The 15933-nt window shown below is 37.8% G+C and carries 13 protein-coding genes and 1 pseudogene; 3 read left to right on the plus strand and 11 right to left on the minus strand.

Going from position 1 to position 15933, the window contains the following annotated elements:
- Window positions 1-564: 564 nt before the first annotated feature.
- The 6 genes from AB7942_RS27790 to AB7942_RS27815 form a co-directional block, all read right to left on the minus strand.
- Complete coding sequence (locus AB7942_RS27790; protein WP_369449361.1) at window positions 565-1137, minus strand: RIO1 family regulatory kinase/ATPase domain-containing protein; 573 nt, start codon at window positions 1135-1137, stop codon at window positions 565-567.
- A gap of 63 nt (window positions 1138-1200) precedes the next feature.
- Window positions 1201-2274: a phosphotransferase gene (locus AB7942_RS27795; protein ID WP_369449362.1), complete on the minus strand. Its 1074-nt coding sequence runs from the start codon at window positions 2272-2274 to the stop codon at window positions 1201-1203.
- 31 nt (window positions 2275-2305) lie between these two features.
- Window positions 2306-3484: a carboxylate--amine ligase gene (locus AB7942_RS27800; RefSeq protein ID WP_369449363.1), complete on the minus strand. Its 1179-nt coding sequence runs from the start codon at window positions 3482-3484 to the stop codon at window positions 2306-2308.
- Window positions 3485-3499: 15 nt separating this feature from the next.
- Entirely contained in the window at window positions 3500-4810 is a 1311-nt protein-coding gene (locus AB7942_RS27805; RefSeq protein ID WP_369449364.1) for a glycosyltransferase family 4 protein, read from the minus strand.
- A 3-nt stretch (window positions 4811-4813) separates the two neighbouring features.
- Window positions 4814-5470, minus strand: a complete 657-nt coding sequence (locus AB7942_RS27810) for a PIG-L deacetylase family protein (RefSeq protein ID WP_369449365.1) — start codon at window positions 5468-5470, stop codon at window positions 4814-4816.
- Between the two features lie 267 nt (window positions 5471-5737).
- On the minus strand, window positions 5738-5905 hold the full coding sequence (locus AB7942_RS27815) for a hypothetical protein (RefSeq protein WP_369449366.1): 168 nt from the start codon (window positions 5903-5905) through the stop codon (window positions 5738-5740).
- A 230-nt stretch (window positions 5906-6135) separates the two neighbouring features.
- Between AB7942_RS27815 and sda the strand changes: the two genes are divergently transcribed.
- Window positions 6136-6270, plus strand: coding sequence for a sporulation histidine kinase inhibitor Sda (sda, locus tag AB7942_RS27820; protein WP_369449380.1), 135 nt, complete (start codon window positions 6136-6138; stop codon window positions 6268-6270).
- An 88-nt stretch (window positions 6271-6358) separates the two neighbouring features.
- Here sda and AB7942_RS27825 read toward each other — a convergent pair whose 3' ends face one another.
- A complete protein-coding gene (locus AB7942_RS27825) occupies window positions 6359-7450 on the minus strand; it encodes a CotH kinase family protein (protein WP_369449367.1) in 1092 nt (363 codons plus the stop codon).
- Between the two features lie 196 nt (window positions 7451-7646).
- On the opposite strand from AB7942_RS27825, the pseudogene AB7942_RS30640 reads away from it, so the two are divergent.
- A pseudogene (locus AB7942_RS30640) lies at window positions 7647-7721 on the plus strand (CotG/ExsB N-terminal domain-containing protein); the annotation flags it as partial.
- A gap of 14 nt (window positions 7722-7735) precedes the next feature.
- Here AB7942_RS30640 and AB7942_RS27830 read toward each other — a convergent pair.
- Window positions 7736-8029: a hypothetical protein gene (locus AB7942_RS27830; protein ID WP_369449368.1), complete on the minus strand. Its 294-nt coding sequence runs from the start codon at window positions 8027-8029 to the stop codon at window positions 7736-7738.
- Between the two features lie 129 nt (window positions 8030-8158).
- Window positions 8159-8881, minus strand: coding sequence for a DsbA family oxidoreductase (locus tag AB7942_RS27835; protein ID WP_369449369.1), 723 nt, complete (start codon window positions 8879-8881; stop codon window positions 8159-8161).
- Window positions 8882-9075: 194 nt separating this feature from the next.
- On the opposite strand from AB7942_RS27835, the gene AB7942_RS27840 reads away from it, so the two are divergent.
- Window positions 9076-9552: an SRPBCC family protein gene (locus tag AB7942_RS27840; protein WP_369449370.1), complete on the plus strand. Its 477-nt coding sequence runs from the start codon at window positions 9076-9078 to the stop codon at window positions 9550-9552.
- A gap of 68 nt (window positions 9553-9620) precedes the next feature.
- Here AB7942_RS27840 and AB7942_RS27845 read toward each other — a convergent pair whose 3' ends face one another.
- Together AB7942_RS27845 and AB7942_RS27850 are read right to left on the minus strand one after the other, a co-directional pair.
- Complete coding sequence (locus AB7942_RS27845; protein WP_369449371.1) at window positions 9621-12824, minus strand: UvrD-helicase domain-containing protein; 3204 nt, start codon at window positions 12822-12824, stop codon at window positions 9621-9623.
- Window positions 12817-15825 carry a PD-(D/E)XK nuclease family protein gene (locus AB7942_RS27850; protein ID WP_369449372.1) on the minus strand — a complete coding sequence of 1003 codons (3009 nt, stop codon included), beginning with the start codon at window positions 15823-15825 and terminating at the stop codon, window positions 12817-12819. The genes AB7942_RS27845 and AB7942_RS27850 overlap by 8 nt, the downstream gene beginning before the upstream one ends.
- Between the last annotated feature and the right edge of the window lie 108 nt (window positions 15826-15933).

A 15933-nucleotide genomic window follows, 5' to 3' on the forward strand; every position in this document is an offset into this window, starting at 1 on the left:
GCGTTCGTCCTGAGCCAGGATCAAACTCTCCAAGAAAGTTGATTAGCTCATTTTGTTACGTTGGCTTAGTTTCTTAAATGAAACTAAAAGTTTTTGTTTGTTTGCACGATTTTGTTTGTTTAGTTTTCAAAGAACAAATTCACTTTCCAAAGAAGCGACAAAAACTATTATACTATTATTTCTCTATATAAGTCAACACTATTTTTTAACACTCAATGTGTAACTCGTCCGAAGAGAACTTTCCTATAATAACATGTAAGTTACTATAAGTTCAATGTAAAGTTTTTTCCAATTCAACTTCAATTAACAGCACCGCAAGAGTATTAATTAACCACTCGTTTTTGCTGTCAACGAGTATTATCTTATCATGGTAGACAATAGGGTTCAATGTGTAATGTTTTCCATTTTGACAAAAATAATTAAATATAATTCTAGCTGAAATAATAGAAGGAATTGATTATAGTTCATTAGTTGATCCATCAATAGATAATCAAATTAAAAAGGCAGTGGATCATTTAACCACCGCCTTCTTGGAACCTCTACCAAACCTTTTCACGTGCCACTCTATTCAATCCCTAGGTTTTTCCATTCCTTATATTTGGATGGGCTAAGCTTTTTCACATGTTGCAAAAACTCTTCTGAATAACCAAGCTTTTTTAATCCAGTTAACAATTTGGTAGGGACAGCCCTGTCTGTATTAAATGCCCTCTTGAGGTCGATTATTTTTATCTCCCCCAGCTCATTGAAAAAAATGTGGCGAACTTCAATATCTAATCTCGTAAAACCTACAGTTTTCATTTCATCCAGCATCGATAAAATCTTTTCTACGATTGCCTCTGAAAGATTTTTTTCTTTTTTTAAATAATGCTTAAGATTATAACCATTTACAAACTCCATCACTATAAAGTTTTCACCATATTCATATAATTTAGGAATAATAGGTGACGATTGTCCTAATTGCAATGCATTTAATTCCTTTTTTTGTGTGTCTTCATTAACAAAAATTTTGACGCACTTCTTAGGTGTCAATTGAAAGATGGATCCATCAGCACCCTTCCCAATCATTGTGTAACCGCTCAGGTCTTGAAGAGTTACAGCGCCTTTATTCTTGGCTACTATTTTTTCAAAATCATTCATTTTAATCTCCTTCTATTTCGAAATTTTAAACCCCTTTGTTTTATTTAAATCTTGGAGACTGCTCTAATATAACCCGAGTTCTTTTCCCCAAACCTCAATTTTCTCAAGGTATCTCTTGAGAAGTGTGCTCTTTCCACCATCCAGCACTTTTTGCAAATGACTAGAAAGCTTTTTTTCCAAGGTTCTCTGTAAATACGCCTTTTTTAGTAATCTCAGTGGATCCTCATTGAAGGTTATTCCATATTTCAGCATTTCTTGGCAATAAACCTGCACACATTGACTTCGAATCTCCTCTTCCCTTTGTTGCCAATCCGAGCGAAAATCAATTAATAATTCGACTAGAACGACCAAATCATACCAGCATGGATAATGCTTCGCAGACTCCCAATCAATCAAAGAGACTTTCCAATTCTCCTCCTCATCATTGGCATTTTCACAGCAAATATTGTGGACATGGAGGTCACCGTGGATGAGACATTGTCCAGATTCCGTAATTTCAGGAAAAAACACAGACCCTTTTTTTAATATTTTTTTGATCATTTTATACCTTGGTGCCACCAATTCTCTTAAGTTTGGATCTTTCATTGCCAGATCCAGGTTCTCCTTTGCTTTATTGATTCCTTTAGTCCTTTCCTTTACCTTCTCCTCAGAATCAAAATGTGGAAGAGAGGCGTCAAAAAGATCCGCATGCTGCAAAAATCGATGATCAAAGGTTAGGGCATGAAATTTTGCCACGGTTGGGATAATTCGTTCCAAATGTTTTGGAGCTAATTTTATTTGTCCTCGTATCGGCTTCAAACATTCGGTGAACATCCATGTTTCATTACCATTTACATTCTGTTCAAGCAGATATAATCGCGGCATAAAATCATGATAAATGTTATAGGCTTTTTGATACATACTGATTTCTAATCTATGATTTTCCTTCAGTGGTTGTTTATATATTTTAAGGACTATGGGAATGAACTCCCGACCATCAGTTAGTACCAACTTCCAAATACTTGTCTTTTCCCGTGTATTTTTGAGGCATTCTATTCTTTCATCCACTAACTTTACTTTTTTACCAAGGACATTTTTCAGCTTCTCTTCCCAATCAAATTGCTTCCAACAGCTAATAATTTCTTCTATATTATTCAAAACTAAAGTTCCCACCTTCCTCTGCCATCACTTATTTTCTCCCCCATAAGTTTCGCAAATGGGAAACAAAACTTCGAACAAACGGAAGAGGGTCATTCCAAGCAAAAAGAGCCTCCACCTTTTTTCCAGATAAACTTTTTACCCATTCTAAGAACCTCATTTCCCCATTTTTTTGTTTTTGGCGAAAGGAAAGAAAATCACGGACAAAGTAAACCCATTTGACCCCTTCTTTCTGCACTGTCACTGGTGTTGGATTTTGCCCGGTAAGGGATAAATAATACAAGTAGGCCAAATTTACCCCACAAGCCATCGATAACGCTTGAGTTAAACCTATTCTTGAATTGATTTCGATAAATTTCAATTTCCCATCTCTTGGGTCCCGTTTAAATTCGGCAATCGCCAAGCCTTTGAATTGAATATCTTTTAGAAAGGTAGTAGCGAGTTGAATAACTTCTTCGTCCCTAATACTGAGGGCAAGAGCGGTGGAACCAAAATGAGGGGGGAATTGATGTAATTTTTGGTTCATCCATATGCCAATTAAATTCATCTGTTCATCAAAAAATGTCTTGACGGAATAAATACAATCCTCGTCACCAGGGATGACTTCCTGGACCATTAGTTCACCGAATGGCCGATAAAAAAGGTACTCTTCTCTCAATTGGGAAGGCTGTTCTATTACAATGGCTTTCTTATATAGACGATGATCGATATTTGAGCGGAAATGAGAAGAATGAACTGGTTTTAAAATGCAAGGAAAGGTAATTTGATGGATGATTTGCTCAAACTGCTCTTCGTTATTTATTGCGTAGGTTTTGGGGCATGGCACATTTGATTTCAGGGCCAATTCATACGTTAATCTTTTATCTAATACTGCTTCAACTAGTGTGTGTTTAGGTAATAGAAAGCGATAATAGTGTGAAAGAACAAATCTGTTTTTTGAAATAAACTGTACAAAGTCATCAGACCCCGCATACAGGACTGCCTTTTGGCCAAACTTTTGGGCCATTCTGGTAAGAAATAGAATTAACGCAGCTCCTTCACTAACTGGATTTGGGCAAATTCCACAGGTGGCAAACCGCGTTTTACCAATTTCATATTTTCCTTTAGTATCAAACGCATATACCTTTATCCCTTTTTTCGCTAAACTCCGCACAATACCTATTCCGGTTGCACTTAGATCGAGTACAACGGCAGGAACATCATGTTGCATACTTTTTTCCCCCTTTCATAAAAATGATTGGTAGATTTTTTCAATCCTTTGGGTCATGTTACTAAAGGTTAAATGTTGTTTCGCAAATGACTGTGCATTGCCCGCTAATTCTCTCCTAAGTGATTCTTTTCGTAAAAGGAGCGATAACTTTTCAGCAAGTTGCTTTGGGTTAGCTGGTTCAACTATAAATCCTGAATAGTTATCTTTAATGATTTCCGGAATGCCGCCACAATTAGTCGTAAGAATAGCCTGATTGGCAAACATTGCCTCGATTAATGAGATTGGCAGCGTATCACTTGTGGTTGGAAGAACAAAAATGTCTGATTCGCTTAACAATTTAGGTATGTCTTCTCTGGAACCTAAAAAAGATACGTTTTTTAAATTCAACTCACTAACCTGCATTTCGAGCGTATTTCTCATCTCACCATCGCCTACAATCCGTACTTCAACATTTTTCAGCTTGTCTTTAATAAGAGCGAGCGCTTTAAATAAATACGCATGTCCTTTGCGGGGGCGTAGGCGTGAGACACAGGTAATTACCGTGTTGCGTTGGCTTTTTTTACTTTTCTTCTGATTCTTCCCTCCACCAAAATCAATCCCAGTATAAACAGTGGTTATTTTATTTTCCTCTGCGCCTAAATTTATTAGAATTGGGCGAAAGACATCACAAAGGACGATTACTTGATTGGCATTTTTAATGGCTTGTTTATCAATGGCCGAAAAATAGATTTCCTCAACCGATCCTCTTTCCATCAAGTTAAACTTTAATCTGCTTTGGGTCATAAATCCATGTGGTGTGAAAAGAAGAGGTTTTTGATAGGATTGGTTTAGTATTCCTATTACATTAGCAGTATATCGATCTTGTGCGTGAATAATATCGTATTCCGACAGATCAATATCCTTTAGCACCATATAAAAACTGTATAGTTTGCTGATATTGTGTAGTATTTTACGATTACAGCTTCCATACCGATCGTTAAAAAATTGTGTGAATTTCTCTGAACAACTATCGCGTAATGCCTTCATTTCATCGGCCGGAAAATGGTTTGGTGCAATAACATGGACACTATGTCCTAAATTTTCCAAGCCGGTTTTAAGTGAAGTGATGTAGTTTTGTAGACCACCGATAACTGGATATTCCCAAAACGTTGTGATTAATATCCTCATTTTTTTGTTTTGTATTTCTGCTGATTGGTTTGGCCACCACCATTCTAGCTCATATTCTTCTTCATAAGAATTATTGACCCCATAATATTGATCCATAGCAGAGATTAAGTTAGGAAAAAGGGTCGGCAAAAATGGTTGGTCATTTAGTAGTTCATTCATCTTTCACTTCCACACCCTCCTAATGATTTCAAAAGCTTCCGCGTATTCGACCCCAACGGTCATTCCTCTGACCCGTGCTAAGTATTTCACTCCGTCATAGGAACGTGGATGTGGGAATGGTCTCATTTCTACATCGTAATGGTGAAGAGATTTGAGCTTGTCGTCGATGGTGTCTGTTATATCCACAAAATAATTGGGTTTAAATTCTTTATCATTCGTGTGCTGGCTCCACTCACTGGAAGAAACAGTTTCGAAACAAAGAATTTCAACCGGCTCTTTTCCAGGCAACGGCCTAGCTGCTGTTAACACTGCCTGAAACAAAATTTGATGGTCTCTGTTGGTGTCACCATAATGATGCGTGAAAATCTTTGAAGGAGCATACTTATCCAAAAGTCCTTCGATAGATTTATTGATTTCGTGAAGAGGTATGGTTTCCAATAATAAATTGGGGAATTCCAAAAATAACACCTCTTCTACTCCTAAGTGTTTGTTTGCCTCCAGCATTAATGGCTGAATGCGATCTTCCTCTTCCTTCCGTCCTTTAGCAGCAATAACTGAAATTACCTTATAGCCAAGATTAATTAACTTTCTTATGGTTCCGCCGCTCCCTAGAATTTCATCATCAGGGTGAGCGGCAATCACAAGCACATTCTTACTCACGAAAGCACCTCAATTCCTGTAAAAATAGTTTTCTTGTAATTATATGGAATTAAGACAAAGTGGATATGGACACTCTGAATAAAAATATAAAATGGGCTGATTTTAAGCGATATTCGTTTGTTTCGGCTTGTACACCTGATTCTATCGCTTTCAAAAAAGGAAAAAACATATGCATTTCGCATATGTTCAAATTTGCTGGATTAATTTTTTTACAAACTCTTCAACAGTGACCGGTTTACAATTTTATGTTTCTATTAAATTAGTTGATTAAAACCTCGTCAACCTTTTCATAATCGCTGTTTTTCGTTCCCTATCTTTAATTCTTGTTAAATCAAGCGCATATTCATGACCTTTATTTTTGGATTTTAAGATTTCTCTTACCGCATTTTTCACACTTTCTTCATTATCTGTAACCATAATTACCTTCCGCAGCATTCCTTCCCACACTCCTTATCTTCCCATAGCGATTAGACGCTTATTTTTTAGAAAATGTTTCGTTTGGTGACCATATTTGCAAAGAAGCAAGGTAAAGAATCACATTGAATAAAATTTTTATCTTAGTTTGAAGATTTTGTGTAATTTCATCGCTTTCCCCCCACAAAGCCTTAATTTATTTTAAAATAGTCATAGAAAATTAAAAAACGAGGGATATAGTTTTGTAATCACTGCAGCTACTACAAGATACTTTTTTAATTGATGCCTACCACGAAGCCATCCGTCTAGAACTTTGCACTGAATTTATTCATTTATTACAAACTGAGATCAGTCATAGAAATTTAATTCATGAAACTATTATCTAAGCCTTTAGACCATCCGAATTCGGGTGGTTTTTTTATACCAATTTTGTAAACCTTCAATTCTTGAACGGCACCTTTTCTTGTTGAATTGTTAATCTAGTATTGCTAACTTCCTATATAAGTACTTTCTTCTTCCCTCGATATACTTCGTTATTACCGATAATTCCTGATCAAATATATCTATATCGTGTTTTTTATATGGATCCTGTTTGACAAACGGACGAATCGATTGTGTCATTTTTTCCACCTTCGGAATCATATTTTCTACTGTAAATTGCTGTTTCATCATTTCTTCAAGTAGCATTCGATATTGTTTTCGAAAGGTATCTACATTTAATATTCGGGCGGTTAATGTATTAAACCCATCAATCGGTACATAATCGGGCTCCATAATCTTTCCATTAACATCCCTGCCCCATGTCGCATCATAATCCCAAGGAATGATTTCAAAAAGGCGCGTTTCACCATTCCTGTAAAGCGCATAGTTATGAACGAAACCATCATAATTTGAAGTGAAAATAATTACAGCCATCCAGCGGAGATATTTATCAATATCCACAAATTTTTGAATTTCCTTCTCGAATTCATTATTCACAATCGTATTGATATTAAATATTAATTCCTTTAAGAAATAGTCATCTTCAGGTTTCCCCAACTTTCTTTCATACCCTAACTCCAGTGATTTTTTGGTCTCCTTATCTAAATCGCTCATCAACGAAAAGTTTGCATCACCATCGACCGCATAAAAAATGCTTCCGTTTGGAAGGTTTCTTCTTTTCAAAAAATTCTCATCTACTGATTCGATTTCCAAATAGACCCCTTCTGCTTTTCCATTTTGGATTAAAAAGATATGGCGCGATAGTGGTGATAAAACCCCAAGCTCCGCAAAGAAATCAAACGACAGCTTATTTCGGATCAATGAAGGATCCTTATATTCTGCGTTTAAATGAATATGATTTGAACCTCTGAATTTTTTGGGTTTATAGAAGGAAACCTGATATGATTTTTTCGGAAAATCGCGGATATGTGATCCTCGATAGGCCACATCAATCTCGAGTCTTTTCCCTTCAATCGTTAACTGAGCAGGAATCGGTTCATCAATCCAAATGTCTCTTCTGAGTTCCCGAAGGTCATTCGGCCTAATAAAAAGCTTGTATTCCGGTATTCTTGCAGCCTCGTCCATTTTTATATTCCTCCTTCCATTATTGGTATGAAGGAAAATGGATGCTGGTCACGTTTGAATAGCATTTTTTCTTATTTTAGGCTTTTGACTCATTCCATTGTTTCTAACGATACGTATTTTGATAAGAGAAGAGTGAGTTAATTGGACAAATAGTTTCGTACTCCCTTTTCAAGCTTAAAGGAGGTGCAAAAATAATATGAGTGATTTTTCAGCTGAAGATATTCAAAGAGCTGCAGATGAAGTAAGACGCCGTGGTTTCGGAGACTTTATGTTCCGTGACCCAGGTCAAAGTCGTGGCACCACACGCAGAAGAACATCCAGGCGTCGGATGACATCACGCCGGAACACCTCTAGACGTAATACATCCGGAAACCGCAATACATCCAGAAGAAATACTTCGAGAAGAAATACTTCAAGGAGAAACACCTCAAGAAGAAACACTTCAAGAAGAAACACTTCAAGAAGAAACACTTCAAGGAGAAATACTTCAAGGAGAAATACTTCAAGGAGAAGAACTTCAAGGAAAAGAACTTCAAGATGCTGTAAATGGTCAGGGTGGCGGTACAACTCACGTAGCAATACTCAAATAAATAGATGTTGGAAAGACGGCAATATGTGGAATTTACGAGTCCGCAGACGCTAATAAGTTTAAAAACGAGAGGGGAAGGAAACTTAGTTTCCTTCCCCATCTTTTGTTATGGTCAAAATCTACTTTTTTTCAGGAATGGCACAGCTGCCATCTGCACAACTAACATCGTCCTCGGTGGAAAGATCCTGCAGCACTAGTGTCGGAGACTCTTCCTCCCAAACTTTTTGTAGTGCCCCCATGAAAGTTTCCGTCGGTTGTGCACCAGAAATGGCATATTTTTGATTAATGACAAAGTATGGAACACCGCGAACACCATACTGCTGTGCAAGAGATTCATCTTGACGAACATCAGTTGCATAGGCTTCCTTATCATTAAGGACTTGCACTACTTCCTGGCGATTTAATCCTGCCGCTTCAGCTAGGTCTGCCAATGTTTCAATATCTCCAATATGCTTCGACTCTGTAAAGTAGGCATGCAGCAGCATTTCTGAGACAACGGCTTCCTTCCCTTGTGTTTTTGCAAATTTAGCCAAGCGATGAGCATCAAACGTATTTGTTGGCTTCATCTCATCAAAATTAAATTTCAACCCAACAGTGGCTGCCTGCTGCCCCACTCCTTGATTTGCTTCCTTCGCTTTTTCAACACTCATTCCATATTTTTTTCCTAATACTTCATGGATGTTCTGTCCAATATTTTTTGGAGAATTTGGGTCAAGTTCAAAGCTTTTGAATTCAACTTCTACCTTATCCCTATGTGGAAATTGATCTAACGCCACTTCTAATCGACGTTTCCCAATATAACAAAACGGACATACATAATCAGACCAAACTTCAATTTTCATATAGACACCTCGTTTTCTTCGGTTAAATTATATAGTAACACAAGGTAAGTGAAAACTATTCAAAGTTGCTCATGATAAACTGGTTGATTTTACCTGCAAAGAAAGTAAAATTAACCCAGTGTAAAGTAAAGGATTTTTCTCGTAAAAAGGAGAATAATGATTAAAACTATTCAAATAATAGCACGAGGTGATGATTGTTGAAAGAATGGATGAAGGAAATTGAAATTAATGCTCCCATCGATCAGGTTTGGGGATTGTTAAATGGATCATTAGCGGATATGCAAAAAATTATGCCGCAAGTCGTTGATCATCAACCTGTAAAAGTGACCACTGAAGGTGTCGGCACCATCTACCGTCAAAAATATAGGGAAGGTAAACGAATCGAGGAGTATGATGTTGAAACCTTAGAATATGTGAATACTCATGATAAACGGAGATTAAAAGTGGGCTTTACGCTGGCCAAGATGTTTGAAATCACCGCTTTGTATGAATTAACGGCAATCGATGAGCAGAAAACTCTTTTTAAATACACTTGCACAAACCGACCTTTAAAGGCATTTCTCAAGTTATTTTTACTTTTTGCCAGTGATAAAATAGTTGTTCAATTTTGCGAGCGAGTCAAAAAAGTAGCTGAAGAAGAACTTAAAAATACCAAAGTGCTTGTTAAATAGCCTAGTTAATATCTAGCTATCTAAAGAAAATTCCACAAGCTTGAAGCCTGTGGAATTTTCTTTTTTTCCTAAAGAGCCCTTAATTGATTTGGTTCAATGAAGTAAAGTATTTCTTTGTTTACGGATTCTTCTGTTAATTCCTCCCAAGCCTGTTTATAGAAGGTTAATTGGCTGCTATAGAATGCTTGGAGCTTTTCGTAGTCTTCGACCTGTTTTGCTCGGTCTGTTTTATAATCAACGATGTTCCATGAGCCATTCCTTTTGTAGATAAGATCAATCGTTCCTTTGACGTAGAAGGGATGGATATCTTCAGGATTTTTAGTGATTAACGAATAAAGAGTATGGCCCTTTTCAACTTTTAACGTAAAGGGAACTTCTGTCAGCACTTCTTCCGCTGTCACTAACTCATCCCAAAGGAGTGATTTTCGCAAGTTTTGCAGATAAGACTTTACTTCTTCCTCTCTTTTGATAGGAAGCCTAAATTTGTTTAAGGCAACCTTTATATAATTAGAAAGTTCATGGCCCTGAACGGCTTTTTCAAAGACATCATGAATCAGCGTTCCCCAATCCTTTCCACCACCCGATTCTCGTTCAATCGTGATTAACTCTGAATAATCTTTGTCTTTTGTTGGCGACCAATGTTCAAAAGTTTTCATTTTACTTTGGTCAAGCCAGGCGTTTTTACTCAAGGTTTTCGCCTTAAATTCGGATAAGGTAAGCTCCTTTGGCTCTAAGTTAATTTCAAACACTTCTATTTCAGGTACTTCCATTTCCTCGATGTTTTCCATTTCAAAAAGGATATTCCAAGGGTTTTTCTTATTACCAGTGTGAGAACTGATGATTAGTGCTTTTTCGGCACGAGTTGCCGCGACATAAATAATCCGTTCCTCTTCTTCGGAAAGGTACATTAACTCTTCTGTCTTATGTGTATCCCATTCAAGTGGAATCGCAATTTCTTTATCCGCATAGCCATTCTTCACTGTAAACGTAAAGTACCCTTTAGAAGTATAGTCCTCACGTTTAATATGCTGTGATAAAGAGGATTCAGGACTGACTGACTTGACTGGATGTGCCAAAAAGACAATTGGTGCCTCTAGTCCTTTTGCTTTATGAATATTCATAATCCGAACCGCATCTGCGTCTTCTTCAAGGTTTGCAACCACTGTTTTTTCAAAAATCAGCTCGGTCAGTGCTTCTATTACTTGTTTATATGTTGTATTACCATTCGTCTCCTGTTTTCGGAGGGCTTCTAGCATTTGAAGCAGACTTTTATACGTTCGTTTATTCCGGCCATTTTTCAAAAGTAATGGATAGAAACCGACCTCTTCGATGATTTTTTCAATCGCAGCTGTTGGCGACAGCGTCCGAATTAGCTTTTGACATCGCTGTAATTTATCCCATGTTATTTCAAATTTATCTTTTAGAACTATCGGAATTTCAGCCGGTATCTTGGCGTAAATGGAAAATCTTCCACCTGCTTGTTTCCATTGATATAGTTCTTGATCACTGATACCGAAGAAAATCCCCCGTAACACAGCAACGAAACCAACTTCATCGGTTGGGTCCAAGAATGATTTTAACAGGATCCATAAATCTTGGAACTCTCTTGTTTCACCAAGAATAACTTCACCACTAATACTGACAGGAATCCCCATATCCTCAATCGTTTTCGCATAGGAAGCAACGCCATCGGTATACCTGGTCAGTACCATGAAATCCTTGGCATTATGGCCTTGCTCGATGAGATTTTGAATGGTCAGTGCGATGTTTTCAGCATCGATTAATATGACTTCTTCCTTCTTTTTATAATCGGCAGGAACAGATAACCGCTTCACACCTGTAAAGCCCTCGCCTTGGTCCTCATGGAAGGCTATTAACGGGCGATAGGCGGCTTGGTAATCGGATTCCACTTCAGGTAAATGCTTTTCAAACACTTTATTTAATTCCTTAGTAACAGTGTCAAGTGTCCGAAAATTTGTCGTCAGCTGGAGCACTTCTCCACCATTCTCCTCGATTAACTGTTTGACACGATTGTATGTATCAATATCGGCGCGTCGAAAACGGTAAATAGCTTGTTTGGGATCACCAACAACGAAGAGTGAGCCTTCTTTCGGTTTGCATTTTGTCCAGATTTTTTCATTAATGTCATCACTCGTTAAATAAAACATGATCTCCGCTTGAATCGGGTCGGTATCCTGAAACTCATCGACGAGTAAATAGCGATATTTCGCTTGGAAATAGGTGCGAACTTCTGGATTACCTTTAAGCAACTTTGATGTATGGATCATTAAATCTTGAAAGTTTAGTAGTGATCTCTCTTTCTTCAATTGCTTGTAGGTTTGGACAGCATCTTGTAAAAAATTGATAATAATGGGATGACAATATTCTTTCCAAGCTTGTATAAGCGGTTTGATGGATTCTTCAAAAACTGCTGTAATTTTCTCTTCATAAAATTTTGCATCTTCTTTGGCTGGCCAGCGATTATAGGTTGGCTTTAAGTTCTTATCAAATAATTCAAAAATACTAATGATGTCCTTTTCCTTCGAAGGATTGATGAATTTTTCCTTTTGGACAGCCGTTAAAATCGCTTTTTGTAAACTATCATACCCCTTCGGTGGTTCCTCCTCAGGAACGCATCGTTTTGCTTCTTTGATTAGGAGCATAAATGATTGGTATTCTGGCTGCAATACTGGTTTTGGGACACTTTCTGTCACCCATTCCACATCGGAATATTCCTTTAGCCTCTTTAACCAGGGAAATAGGTTGTCAACGGATATCCCTAATTCTCCAATGAGTTCAAAGTGATGCGGTTCTTCATTGATTAAATTTTGTAAATGAAGTTGCCACGCTTCTTCTAAAATATCTAAATCATCGGACTCTTCAAGCTCTTTAAAGGTTAAATCTAAATTTGCTTCAATCGGGCGCTCTCGGAGCAGTTTGGCACAATAGGCATGGACCGTTCCTAAAAAGCAGCGCTCAATATTTTGCAATGCGTCACCTAAACGAAACTCGATATCAAGGTCCAGTTCTTTTTTCCACGCTTCCTCTAATTTTGCTTGAAAACGGACCTTTAACTCATCAGCGGCCTTTCGTGTAAAAGTGATTGCAACAATTTCCTGAATTTCTGCTGTCCCTGTATAAATGAGGTTGACCATCCGATCGACTAAGCTCGTCGTTTTACCAGAACCAGCACCAGCTTCAACTAAAAAATTCCTCTTAAGTTGTGATTTAATTTTATCCCGGGCCGCTTGATCGAGAATTTCCTTAGTCATATGCTCTAACCCCCTTTAACTTTTGATTCGACTGCTTCATTTCAAGGCTTTCTTTATCATAAAAATGGCGGCGGCAAACAAGCTTATAATCACAGAATTTGCAATCATTCACATCATCAGTCATTTCAAAATGACCATGCTTTACTGTATCAATCAGTTTTTCCAAAATATCTATACCATTGGTTCTGAGTGGACGGTCCTGCTTCCTCGTAAACCTTTGAGCCAATCCTCTTGGGGTCGGAAAATAATAGGAGCTCTCCTCGACTGCACCCTCGCCAAGGTTTAAATGCTGTTCGATGGCCAAGGCATAAATCATATGCTGAAGCTGCCGACCGCCTTTGAAGGCTGCATTTTTCGCATAACCGTACGTGCTCCCCGTTTTATAATCGATAATGTGATATTTACCGTCCTTGGATTGGTCCACACGGTCAATAATCCCTGAAATTTTTACTTCACCTGATGGAAGAGTAATAATCGCCGGATCCTTTTCACCAATCCCAAAGGAATACTCAAAATGAAGCGGATCGTAATTTTCGCTGTGAAGCTCTTCTTCTTTTAGAAAAATCTCACAGCATGCTAAGATGTCACTCCGTTCACGTTGATAGACTCTTTCATTTGGCGGCGGCAGAACTTCCTTTTGCTGTTCCATTAAGTTTTGAGCAATCGATTTAATCAGCTCCAAATGTTTCTCATAAGAAGGCTTGGCATGATCTTGCTGTAATTTTTTAAAAAAGTTTTCAAAAATACTATGTAACATGCTTCCACGGGTAGCCGCATCCATCCATTTGTTTGCGTCAAACGAAAAGTCATCGACAGGCCTAACTTTTAACACTTCTCTCAAAAAATAGGAATAAGGACATTTTGCAATTGTTTCGAGCTTGCCCGCACTCAGCGTTTTCTCCTGATTGAGACGTGGGTCATATTGCGAGTCATCAATTTGAACTAGTCCATCATATTCAGAGAAATTCCCGGTATTTCGTGCAGTTTCGGCGGCGATTCCCTGTTTAACATTATTAAAATGGGTTAGAATCCCTTCATTTAGCTGATGTGAACTATCATTTGTTAATTTTTCATTCCAGTAGTCTTTATCTTCAAAAATATCAGTCGCGATGATTGATGACGGCAGTGACTTTAACGATTTAAATTCGGCATCTATATTGCCTGTGATTAAACGGTAGCATTGCAAGACAACAAATGCCGGGTTAACGACACGGTTTTCGTTCATATCGAAATGGCAGTAACTGACCGTGACATGACCAGTTGAATTTGCCAAAACTTGTAACAGGGTATACAAGTTCTCTTGACCCTTTTCACGAAGTAATCGCAGGCCGTTCCCTAATTGAATCCTCTCTGCATCAAGCAAGAGTGGATCTTCACTTACGTTACCAGGAAACTTCTTGTTATCAAGTCCAACGAAAAATACATTTGGTCGACTATTGTATATTCCACTCTTAAAAGTTGAAACATGGAGGTGACCTGGTTTAGGCCGCGATTGATTAACACGAATAGATAACAGCAGGTCCTTCACCTTTTCAATCAAATCATAACTTGATAATGATTCATCTGCATACGGAATAATCGTTTTGATGGCTTCAAGTAAGGTTGATTTTGCCATCTCATCGAGTGCTGAACTTGTCTTACAATTATATTTGAGTAGATAAGCGATCCCAGTTAAACATTTTTTATAATTCATGGTTGACTCTAAGGGTGGAAGTTTCTTAAAGATTTCATGAAAACACGCCCAAATCCAAAGCATATCTCTTGCCTGATTCTCATAATACGGGTCTCCTTCATGTTCGAGAACCATATCACTTAAGCGGTCTAATTCATCACCGAGCAGTTTAATATAGCGTTCTCGGGACCAGCCAATATGAAGATTCCTGAGCACTCTGGTCAGTTTTGAATTCGACATCACTACTTCATCAAGTTCAACAAATCCACCCTCTATAAAAGGAACACCTTTACCCATCACTATCAAACCCTCATTCAACAAATCAAGAAAGGCTGTGACACTATAATTAGACTGAATCCAGCCAATTAACCCCGAAACAAACCGGCCCGGTCGGCTAAATGAAACCGGCAGGCCTTCGCCAAAGGTAATCGGAAGGTCCATCTTTTGGGATAGGTGGGAAAACAGGGTTATGTATGCATCAGCATTTGAATAATAGACAACACTCTCGTCTAGCGGAGCTTTTACCTTTTTGATCTTTTCTAGAATTTGTTTAACTTCCATTTCTTCTGTTTTAGCAGTAAAGACATCTAAGTTTGGCTCAACGCTTGCTTCTTCCTGTTGATAGAGATAGCTAAGTGTAGTCGGGGGTCCCCAATGAACGGAACTAAGGCTTGTTCGCTCAGGAGTATTAACGCCCAATACGGGTGCAAGCGGCAGCTTATAAACTGTCTCATGGATAATCTTTCTCAGGAATTGGTCTTCTAAATGCGATAAGGTTAGACCTGATTGTAAAATAAATACTACCTTTTCATCAATTTGAGAGGTTTCATTTGCCTTATTTAACAATCCGGCCTTGTCGGTAAACTGCTCAGAAATTAAGGTATTTTCATATTCAGCAAGGATCTCATAAAAATCCTTCGCTTTGTCTGGATTGATAAATGCATTCATTTTCAGAGTGTCCCTTGTATAGCCAGCTAATCGTATTGTTTGAATAGATGTAAAAATGGCATGACTTAAGGCTGGCGTAATTTCCATTCCTGCAAAGTATCGGAGCTTATCCTGGTTCTTCAACTCTTTAAGGAGATTGTAAGTAAAATGAACTCCAACCGTATGATCTAAGCTATTTTGCGGTTGCTCTGAATTCAAGTCAACAAGAGTTTGGGCAAGGTCGATTACTGTTTTATACTTAAGATTAATTGCTTGATGTCCTTCCTTAACAAATGCCTCATTGATTTGTTCCCCAATTGAATGAGAATCAACGATCAAGACTTTTTCTTTATAAGGAAATTTACTGCAGATTTGGTTAAGTTCGCTTATTAAGGCTTGCATGGGAACCTCCAACTTTCTAAAAGAAAAATAATAATTATCTAGCTATTCACTCTGTTCTAGTTTCATATTTGTTATTCCTTCAATATAATTGAAAAAACATATTTTTTT

Source organism: Neobacillus sp. BF23-41 (assembly GCF_041106275.1).